This window comes from Serratia sp. JKS296 (genome assembly GCF_900215445.1).
Lineage (GTDB): Bacteria > Pseudomonadota > Gammaproteobacteria > Enterobacterales > Enterobacteriaceae > Serratia > Serratia marcescens.
Map to the genome: position 1 here is coordinate 2,884,131 of NZ_OCMX01000001.1, position 9,037 is coordinate 2,893,167.

Genomic DNA, 9,037 nt, shown 5'->3' on the forward strand with positions numbered 1-9,037 from the left:
AAGAGGTGATTTATGAGTCAATCTGCAACAAGCTGCTTTGTGGTGACTTTTCGCTATCAGGAAGCGGGATTAACCGACCTGGCGAAGCTGACCGGGCAATTGACGCGCGAAGGTTTTGTCACGTCGGTGACAGACGAAAATGGCGTTCACCACGAACTCGGCAGCAACAGTTTTGCGTTCATAACCGTGTTGGATCAAGAGGATGTACTGCGCCTGGCGCAGGGGTTCGGGCAGTTGGCATTGGGAAAACAGCCGGAGGTGGCGATATGCAGCTGTGAGGACTACCTTCAGCGGTTACATACTGATACATAAAATGCTATAACTCCCCGGACGGTATTATTTTTTCAGTTGGAGAAATACCCCGCCGGCGGTGGGCAAGTGACGCTTGACTTCGCTTCAATTGATATTGATAATCATTTTCATTTGAACCAGGAGACGTCATCATGCCATTGATAAGTTGCGCTTTTCATCGCAGTCGCCCTTCCCGCGCTGCCGCACTGTTACGCCCTTTTACGCTCGCCTGCCTGCTGCTCGGCGCCGCCTTGGTCAGTCAAAACGCGCTGGCGGAAAAAAAGCTGCGCGTGGTGACCACCTTCACCATCATTCAGGATATCGCCCAGAACGTGGCCGGTGACGCCGCCGTGGTGGAATCCATCACCAAGCCGGGTGCCGAGATCCACGACTATCAACCGACCCCGCGCGACATCGTCAAGGCGCAGCACGCCGACCTGATCCTGTGGAACGGCATGAACCTGGAGCGCTGGTTCCAGCGTTTCTTCGAAAACATCAAGCAGGTGCCGGCGGCGGTAGTCACCGAAGGCATTACCCCGCTGCCGATCCGCGAAGGGCCCTATAACGGCAACCCGAACCCGCATGCCTGGATGTCGCCAAGCAACGCGCTGGTGTATATCGAGAACATTCGCAAGGCGCTGGTGGCGCACGATCCGGCCAATGCGGAAACCTATAACCGCAATGCCAAGGCCTACGCAGAGAAAATCGGCGCGCTGGACGCCCCGCTGCGCGAACGCCTGGCGCGCATTCCGGCCGCACAGCGTTGGCTGGTGACCAGTGAAGGCGCTTTCAGCTACCTGGCGCAGGACTATCAGTTGAAAGAGGTTTATCTGTGGCCGATCAACGCCGATGAGCAAGGCTCGCCGCAGCAGGTGCGCCGGGTGATCGACGCCGTGCGCGTCCACCATATTCCGGTGGTGTTCAGCGAGAGCACCATTTCCGACAAGCCGGCCAAGCAGGTGGCGAAAGAAACCGGCGCCAAATACGGCGGCGTGCTGTACGTAGACTCGCTGTCCACTCGCGATGGCCCAGTGCCGACCTACATCGACCTGCTCAACACCACCGTGCAAACCATCGCCGAAGGATTCGATCAATGACCCATGAACCGTTTGCCCGCCCGGAGTTGAACGTGGACGACGTCACCGTGACCTACAACAACGGACACACCGCCATTCACAACGCCAGCTTTACCCTGAGCGGCGGTTCGATCTGCGCGCTGGTCGGTGTCAACGGCAGCGGCAAATCGACGCTGTTCAAAAGCATCATGGGGCTGGTCAAACCCACCAGCGGCCGGGTTTCGCTGAGCGACAAACCGGTGGCGGACGCGCTGAAAAAGAACCTGATCGCCTACGTGCCGCAAACCGAAGACGTCGACTGGAACTTCCCGGTGCTGGTGGAAGACGTGGTGATGATGGGCCGCTACGGCAAGATGAATTTCCTGCGCATTCCGTCACGTGAGGACAGGTTGCGGGTCGACAAGGCGCTGGAGCGCGTCGGCCTCAGCGAGCTGCGCGGCCGGCAGATCGGCGAGCTGTCCGGCGGCCAGAAAAAGCGCGTGTTTCTGGCGCGCGCGTTGGCGCAACAGGGCACCGTGCTGCTGCTGGATGAGCCATTCACCGGCGTGGATGTGAAAACCGAGAATGCCATTATCGAGCTGCTTCGCGCATTGCGCGACGAGGGGCATCTGATCCTGGTCTCCACCCACAACCTCGGCAGCGTGCCGGAGTTTTGCGATCGGGTGATCCTCATCAACCGCACGGTGCTGGCCGCCGGCCCGACCGAAACCACCTTCACGCAGAGCAACCTGGAGCAGGCGTTCGGCGGCGTGCTGCGCCATATCAACCTCTCCGGTCCGGATCTGCACGACGACAACGATCCGCGTACCGTTACGGTGTTGACCGACGATGAACGCCCGGCGGTGTTCTACGGCCACACCAAGAGCGATCCGCCGGCCAACAGCCAGGCCAGGGAGAAACAATCCTGATGCTGGATCTTCTGCTGCAACCTTTCAGTTATAACTACATGGTGAAAGCCATCTGGGTCAGCGCCATCGTCGGCGCCGCCTGCGCGTTCCTGTCCGCCTATCTGATGCTGAAAGGGTGGTCGCTGATGGGCGATGCGCTGTCGCACTCGGTGGTGCCCGGCGTGGCCGGCGCCTATGCCCTCGGCCTGCCCTACGCCGCCGGCGCCTTCTTCACCGGCATGCTGGCGGCGCTGGCGATGACGCTGGTGCGCCACATCACCCGGCTGCGCGAAGACGCCATCATCGGCTTTATCTTCTCCACCTTCTTCGCCGTCGGCCTGCTGATCGTTTCGCTCAATCCCACCTCGGTCAACGTACAGTCGATCATCTTCGGCAATATCCTCGGCATCGCCGACGAAGACGTGCTGCAGGTGGAAATCATCATCGGCGTTTCGCTGCTGATCCTGTGCCTGGTGTGGAAAGACCTGCTGGCGGTGTTCTTCGACGAAAGCCACGCGGTGTCGATCGGCCTGTCGCCGCTAAAGCTGAAGATCCTGTTCTTCACCCTGCTCAGCGCCTGCACCGTCGCCGCGCTGCAAACCGTCGGCGCCATTCTGGTGATCGCCATGGTGATCACCCCGGGCGCCACCGCCTACCTGCTGACCGACCGCTTCAGCCGGTTGGTGATCATCGCCATCATCATCGGCGCATTGACCAGCGGCGTCGGCGCCTATCTGAGTTTCTTCCTCGACGGCGCCACCGGCGGTGTGATCGTCACCCTGCAAACGCTGGTGTTCCTGGCGGCGTTCTTCTTCGCGCCGAAACACGGCCTGCTGGCGGCAAAACGTCGCGTGGCGCATTCGCAAACCGGAGGCCGCTGATGGACACGCTCTACCAACTGCTCAGCGAACCCTTCGCCTACCCGTTCATGCAGCGAGCGATCGTCGCCGCCATCGTTACCGGCGTGGTGTGCGCCGTGCTCTCCTGCTATCTGGTGCTCAAAGGCTGGTCGCTGATGGGCGATGCCATCTCGCACGCAGTGCTGCCCGGCATCGTGGTGGCGTTCGTGGTCGGCATTCCGCTGGCGATCGGCGCCTTCCTTTCCGGCATCTTCTGCGCGGTGGCCACTGGCTACCTGAAAGAGAACAGCCGGGTGAAAGAAGACACGGTGATGGGCATCGTTTTCTCCGGCATGTTCGCCTTCGGCCTGGTGTTGTTCTCGCGCATCGACACCGACCAGCACCTGAGCCACATTCTGTTCGGCAACATGCTGGGCATCACCGACGGCGAGCTGAAGCAAACCCTGCTGATTGCCGGCATCACCCTCGCGGTGGTGTTGCTCAAGCGCAAAGACTTCATGCTGTACTGTTTCGACCCGCACCACGCCCGGGTGATTGGCCTGCCGGTCAAGCTGCTGCACTACGGGCTGCTGTGCCTGCTGGCGATGACCATCGTCGCCTCGCTGCAGGCCGTGGGGGTGATTTTGGTGATCGCCATGCTGATCGCCCCCGGCATCATCGCCTTTATGCTGTGCCGCCGGTTTGATCGCATGCTGATGGCGGCGACGGTGGTGTCGGTGTTCTCCTGCGTGCTCGGCACCCTGATCAGCTTCCACATCGACGGTGCCACCGGGCCCTGCATCGTCATCGTGCAGGCCGTGCTGTTCGTTGTCGCCTTGTTGTACAGCAAGCTGCGTCCGTTACAGGGTAACAAAAACGCCCCAATGGGCAGTTAAACGCCCCTCTGATGCGGCGGGGTTCCCCGCCGCATCCTATCTTTCCCTCGCTTATCCGTTGTCATCAAGTTGCAACCGGTATTGCGCTTAAATTAATCAATAGGGTATATACTTTGAGCTGGCGAGCCGTTGAAAAAATCGCCGCCTTTGACGCCGGCTGTGCGCCGCGTCGTGTTTTCACCACGGGAAAGACGCTAACCTAATGAATTATCAGGCAGCACAGAGGGGGAGATACCATGTGGCAAGCCGTTAGCCGTCTGTTAAGTGAACATCTTGGCAGCGCAGAGATACGCGAAAGGATTGAACTGCCCGGGGGCGACATTCACCCGGCGTGGCGCGTGAGTTACGGTGATAACGAGGTGTTCGTGAAATGCGACGCCCGGGAACAACTGCCGATATTCACCGCCGAAGCCGATCAGCTGGCGTTGCTGGCGCGCAGCAAAAGCGTGCGGGTGCCGGAAGTGTACGGCGTCGGCAGCGATCGCGACTACAGCTTCCTGCTGCTGGAGTATCAGCAGTTGAAACCCCTCGATGCTCACGGCGCCTACTGCCTGGGCCAGCAGCTGGCGCATTTGCACCAGTGGAGCGAGCAACCGCAGTTCGGTCTCGACTTCGACAGCGATCTGACCACCACCCCGCAACCCAACGCCTGGCAACGCCGCTGGTCGGAATTCTTCGCCGAGCAGCGCATCGGCTGGCAGCTGCAGCTGGCCGCGGAGAAAGGCATGACCTTCGGCGATATCGACGACATTGTCGATCGGGTGTATCTGCGCTTGCAGCACCACCAGCCGCAACCGTCCCTGTTGCACGGCAACCTGTGGCCGGGCAACTGCGCGATGACCGCCCACGGGCCGATTCTGTTCGACCCGGCCAGTTACTGGGGCGATCGAGAGTGCGATTTGGCGATGCTGCCGCTGTATCCGGAACTGCCGCCGCAGATCTACGACGGCTATCAGAGCGTGTGGCCGCTGGGGGCCGGGTTTATCGAGCGCCAGCCGCTGTATCAGCTGTACTACCTGCTCAACCGCAGCAACCTGTTCGGCGGCCAGCATCTGGTGGCGGCACAACGCGCGGTGGAGGCGCTGTTGCAGCCGGAGGCGTCATAACGTTCCGGGGCGCCGAGCGGCGCCCCGTTGATGGCTCAGGCCGCGCCGGCCAATTGCCCTAACAAGCGGATCACGAACCAGGCGATCACCGCAATCACGATCGGCAGGATGTACAGCGGGAAGTACTGCAGGAAGATGGTGTGGTGCGGCAGCGTGATACGCTCCTCCAACTGCTGGCGCGTGTGCCCTTCACTGCCCTTGGCCTGCTCCAGGATCATCTGATCTTCCAGCCCTTCGCGAATGAACTTGACCTGACGTGACATGCGCGCGCCGGAAGCCTGCAAGGCCAGCCCGACGAAGATCAATATATAGATGATGATGAACATCAAATTGGCGCCGCTGAACAGGCTTTTATCCACGTCAGGCACCGGCGAGTTGTACCAGAAAAGGTTTAGGAACGGCGTATTGAAACGCACCATATCCACCATCACGTGGACAAAATCCAGCATCACTGCGTTGATGCCTTTGGTTTTTTCACTGTGCTGATAGATAAAGCCCAGCACGGAAATCAGCGTCGACAGCAACGCCGGGATAAAAACCACCCATCCGAGAATGCGTTTCAAAATGGCGATACGCCCGGCCTGTTGATACGTCATGTGTTCCCCTTGTTAGCGACGTAACCGAATCGGCTAAGTCTACCTGCAGTTGGCGAAACTCGCCCACCGTTTTCTTCATTCCCGCTGTGCTACAAGCTTAGCCGAATTAGTCGAAATCAAAAACTTAACCGCGCCGGCACACTATCATTGAAGAGATAACGTTATCCGTTTAGCCAGAGGCCGCCATGATTCGACTGATTATCTTATTGCTGGGCGCGCAGGCGCTGCATGGCCAGCGCCGCCTGCTGGTGCTGTTCGGTTGGCTGTGGATAGCCGCAGGGGCGCTGATGCTGTTCGATATACTGCAGGATGGCCGGTCCATGCTGGCGCTGGATGCGCTGGCGATCATCCTGGCGCTGGAGGGACTGGTGGCGATATCCGCCGCGCTGGTGATCGGCGCTTCGGCCAGCAGGCCGGTGCTGCTGAAGGGGCTGGGCTTCGTGTTTATGGCCTTTTTAACGTTGGACGTGCCCGCAGACGATAACATCGTCGCCACCGTGGTGTTTGGCAGCGCGCTGCTGCTTGACGGCGCCGTGCGCATCGCCTCCTCCACGGTGATTCAGCACAGTCGATGGAAAGCCGTGGCGCTGGCGGGCGGCGGCGAGATCCTGCTTTCATTGATGATTTTTGTCGGCTGGCCGGCGCCACATCGGATGACGGTGCCCTTTTGCCTCGGCGTGATGATGCTGCTTTCCGGCTGGGCTTTATTGCGTATCGCCCGCAGACTGACAAACTTCTCTCTGAATCAGAACCCCGCGCGGCTTTCATCCCCCCCGGCGGATGAAACCACACCGCTCACGGTCTATGTCTGGACCCCCATTGGCGCGGCGAAAGATGCCCGCCGGCGATACATCGTCGACCGATACATCGCGGCGGTCGACGGCGGCGGCAATATCTCTACCGGTCACGCCGCTCTGGCGCTCGCGCCGGATGTATATATCAGCCACTACCCGCTCAACGACATCAGCCATTCCGTTCAGGATTTCCGTCAGTTGCTGCATGCCGGCGATCAAAACAACGTCGATGGGCGCTTTCTGCCCGACCTGCCGGGCGAGATCGCCAGTTGGTGCCCACCGGACAAGAAAATTCAGTTCTATCGCTATAACCCGGCGGCGCTGCGCGCATTCTGGCTGCGTTATCGGCAGGACGCCACCTACAACCTGACTCGGCGAAACTGCTCCACCACGGTCATCGGCGCGCTCGACAGCGCGTTGGAAGGCGTGCTGGGCGATAAACATCTGTGGCGCCGTTTTCTGCTGCTGGTGCTGGATCCCAACCTGTGGATGCTGGCGGTACTGCGCAGCCGTGGCGAAAGCATGACCTGGACGCCAGGCTTGGTGCTGGACTATGCGCGCATGTTGCAACAGGTTACCGAGCGCCAGCACCAACGTTGGTGGCTAAAGCTGCGCGAAATGTGGACTATCCTTCGCTTTGGCAAAAGCCACACGCGCAGGCAAAGATTTTAGTCTCGCCGCCGGCGATGATAGAGTGTCGGCACATTCACCCGCGCCGACAGGAGTTAACCGCTAATGGCTTATTCGCAACGCATTGAAACCGCAATTTTTGATATGGACGGCTTGTTGATCGACTCGGAACCGCTGTGGCTGCAGGCCGAGCTGGATATCTTCGGTGCGCTGGGTTTGGATCTGTCCGATCGTCACAAGCTGCCGGACACGCTGGGGCTGCGCATCGATCTGGTGGTGAAGATGTGGTACCAGGCGATGCCGTGGCAAGGGGTTTCGCTCGATGAGGTGTCGGCGCGGATTATCGAGCGCGCCATCGAGCTGGTGCACGAGACGCGCCCGCTGCTGCCAGGCGTCCAGCAGGCGCTGGAGCTGTGCCGCAGTCAAGGGCTGAACATCGGTCTCGCCTCCGCTTCGCCGCTGCACATGCAACGCCAGGTGCTGAAGATGTTCGATCTTGAAGGTTACTTCGATCAGCTGGTTTCCGCCGAATACCTGCCATACAGCAAGCCGCACCCGGAGGTCTACCTGATCGCCGCCGAACGCCTGGGCAGCGATCCGCTGCGCTGCATCACGCTGGAAGACTCCTTTAACGGCATGATCGCCACCAAGGCCGCGCGCATGCGTTCCATCGTCATCCCGGCGGCCGAATACCGTCACGATCCGCGCTGGGCACTGGCAGACCACAAGCTGGAGACCCTGGAACAGCTCACTGCCGCTCACTTTGCCTAACCAGCGGCGCCGGCCGCCGGCGCCCTGCGTTTGCCGCTCTGCGTCATAAAAGGGATCCGCACCGCAAAATAAACAAAACAGCGTTTCATTATTATTGAATTAGCATGTTGTTATTATTATGCTGGGCGGCAGGAAAGCGACGGTCCGCGGAGCGTTGTCACTGCCACGCAGCGCTGTTCAGGGCCGCCGCTTCCTCCCGCCACACGCCAAGCCACCGCCTTTTTTCTCATCTTGATGCATCGCCCATTGCCCGCTTTTTATTCTCGCCCGTCAAAATCGATGATTTGTTACGCATTGCCGTAACAAGCCGTTGTAAAACAGGGAAAAATAAACAATTAGTTACAGGGTAACTGCTTCCACTACTGGGAATTTTCCCATATACTGGATAAATTAACAGTTTACCAGCCGGAATCGCAACAGCATGACCGCGGAAGGACACCTTATATTCTCTGTCGCTTGCGCGATCTTCGCCAAGAAGGCGGAAGTGACGCCAGAGCTGGCTACCGGCGACTGGTGGCACATCATACCCGCCGCGCTGCTGACCTCGCTGCTGCCGGACATCGATCACCCCAAGTCGGTGCTGGGTCAGCGCCTGCGCTGGATCGCCTTGCCCATCGCCCGCGCCTTCGGCCACCGCGGTTTCACCCACAGCCTGCTGGCGATCGCCGGCGGCATGGCGCTGTTCCAGTTGGACGTGCCGCGCAGTTGGCCGATCCCTGCCGACGCGCTGCACGCCATGATCATCGGTTACTTCAGCCATCTGCTGGCCGATATGCTCACCCCCGCCGGCGTGCCGCTGCTGTGGCCATGCCGCTGGCGTTTTCGCCTGCCGCTGCTCAACTCGCAAAAAGGCAACCAGCTGGAGCGGGTGCTGTGTCTGTGCCTGGTGGCGTTTGCCATCTGCTGGCAAGGTGATTTCACCCTGCCGGTGCAATCCTATGTCGAGCAAATCAGAAATATCAGACTCTGATCACAAAAAAACGCTTAACCCATCACCTTGATGTATATAAAACAAACAAAAACACACAAAAAGCTATATCAAATTCCATTTGGATATAAGTGGGCCACTCGGCAAACTGTTACGATATTTACATCGCGACATACGTGATGCGTTGTCGTTTTTATAAGAAAGATTATTGGAGACATTGGGG

At 59.5% G+C, this 9,037-nt stretch carries 10 protein-coding genes; 9 read left to right on the top strand and 1 reads right to left on the bottom strand.

The features are described from left to right. Nucleotides 1-12 precede the first annotated feature (12 nt). From ghoS to CRO23_RS13750, 6 genes are all read left to right on the top strand, one after another. Nucleotides 13-312, top strand: coding sequence for a type V toxin-antitoxin system endoribonuclease antitoxin GhoS (gene ghoS / locus CRO23_RS13725; RefSeq protein WP_016927977.1), 300 nt, complete (start codon nt 13-15; stop codon nt 310-312). Between the two features lie 131 nt (nt 313-443). After that, nucleotides 444-1,388: a metal ABC transporter substrate-binding protein gene (locus tag CRO23_RS13730; protein ID WP_079451310.1), complete on the top strand. Its 945-nt coding sequence runs from the start codon at nt 444-446 to the stop codon at nt 1,386-1,388. Continuing rightward, nucleotides 1,385-2,275: a manganese/iron ABC transporter ATP-binding protein gene (locus CRO23_RS13735; RefSeq protein WP_049300232.1), complete on the top strand. Its 891-nt coding sequence runs from the start codon at nt 1,385-1,387 to the stop codon at nt 2,273-2,275. Before CRO23_RS13730 ends, CRO23_RS13735 begins: the two co-directional genes overlap by 4 nt. After that, on the top strand, nt 2,275-3,135 hold the full coding sequence (gene yfeC, locus CRO23_RS13740; protein ID WP_049300231.1) for an iron/manganese ABC transporter permease subunit YfeC: 861 nt from the start codon (nt 2,275-2,277) through the stop codon (nt 3,133-3,135). Before CRO23_RS13735 ends, yfeC begins: the two co-directional genes overlap by 1 nt. Further along, entirely contained in the window at nt 3,135-3,989 is an 855-nt protein-coding gene (locus tag CRO23_RS13745) for a metal ABC transporter permease (protein ID WP_033640520.1), read from the top strand. Before yfeC ends, CRO23_RS13745 begins: the two co-directional genes overlap by 1 nt. Before the next feature lie 236 nt (nt 3,990-4,225). Continuing rightward, nucleotides 4,226-5,095: a fructosamine kinase family protein gene (locus CRO23_RS13750; RefSeq protein ID WP_004931452.1), complete on the top strand. Its 870-nt coding sequence runs from the start codon at nt 4,226-4,228 to the stop codon at nt 5,093-5,095. A gap of 35 nt (nt 5,096-5,130) precedes the next feature. On the opposite strand, the gene CRO23_RS13755 is transcribed toward CRO23_RS13750, so the two are convergent. Beyond that, nucleotides 5,131-5,691, bottom strand: a complete 561-nt coding sequence (locus tag CRO23_RS13755) for a YniB family protein (RefSeq protein ID WP_004931453.1) — start codon at nt 5,689-5,691, stop codon at nt 5,131-5,133. Between the two features lie 185 nt (nt 5,692-5,876). Between CRO23_RS13755 and CRO23_RS13760 the strand changes: the two genes are divergently transcribed. The 3 genes from CRO23_RS13760 (at nt 5,877) to CRO23_RS13770 (ending at nt 8,856) form a co-directional block, all read left to right on the top strand. Beyond that, the gene (locus CRO23_RS13760; RefSeq protein ID WP_097102261.1) at nt 5,877-7,157 is read left to right on the top strand and encodes an HdeD family acid-resistance protein; all 1,281 of its coding nucleotides are present in this window, start codon (nt 5,877-5,879) and stop codon (nt 7,155-7,157) included. A gap of 63 nt (nt 7,158-7,220) precedes the next feature. Then, on the top strand, nt 7,221-7,886 hold the full coding sequence (gene hxpB / locus CRO23_RS13765) for a hexitol phosphatase HxpB (RefSeq protein WP_033640522.1): 666 nt from the start codon (nt 7,221-7,223) through the stop codon (nt 7,884-7,886). A 421-nt stretch (nt 7,887-8,307) separates the two neighbouring features. Then, on the top strand, nt 8,308-8,856 hold the full coding sequence (locus CRO23_RS13770) for a metal-dependent hydrolase (protein ID WP_004931456.1): 549 nt from the start codon (nt 8,308-8,310) through the stop codon (nt 8,854-8,856). Nucleotides 8,857-9,037: the final 181 nt, after the last annotated feature.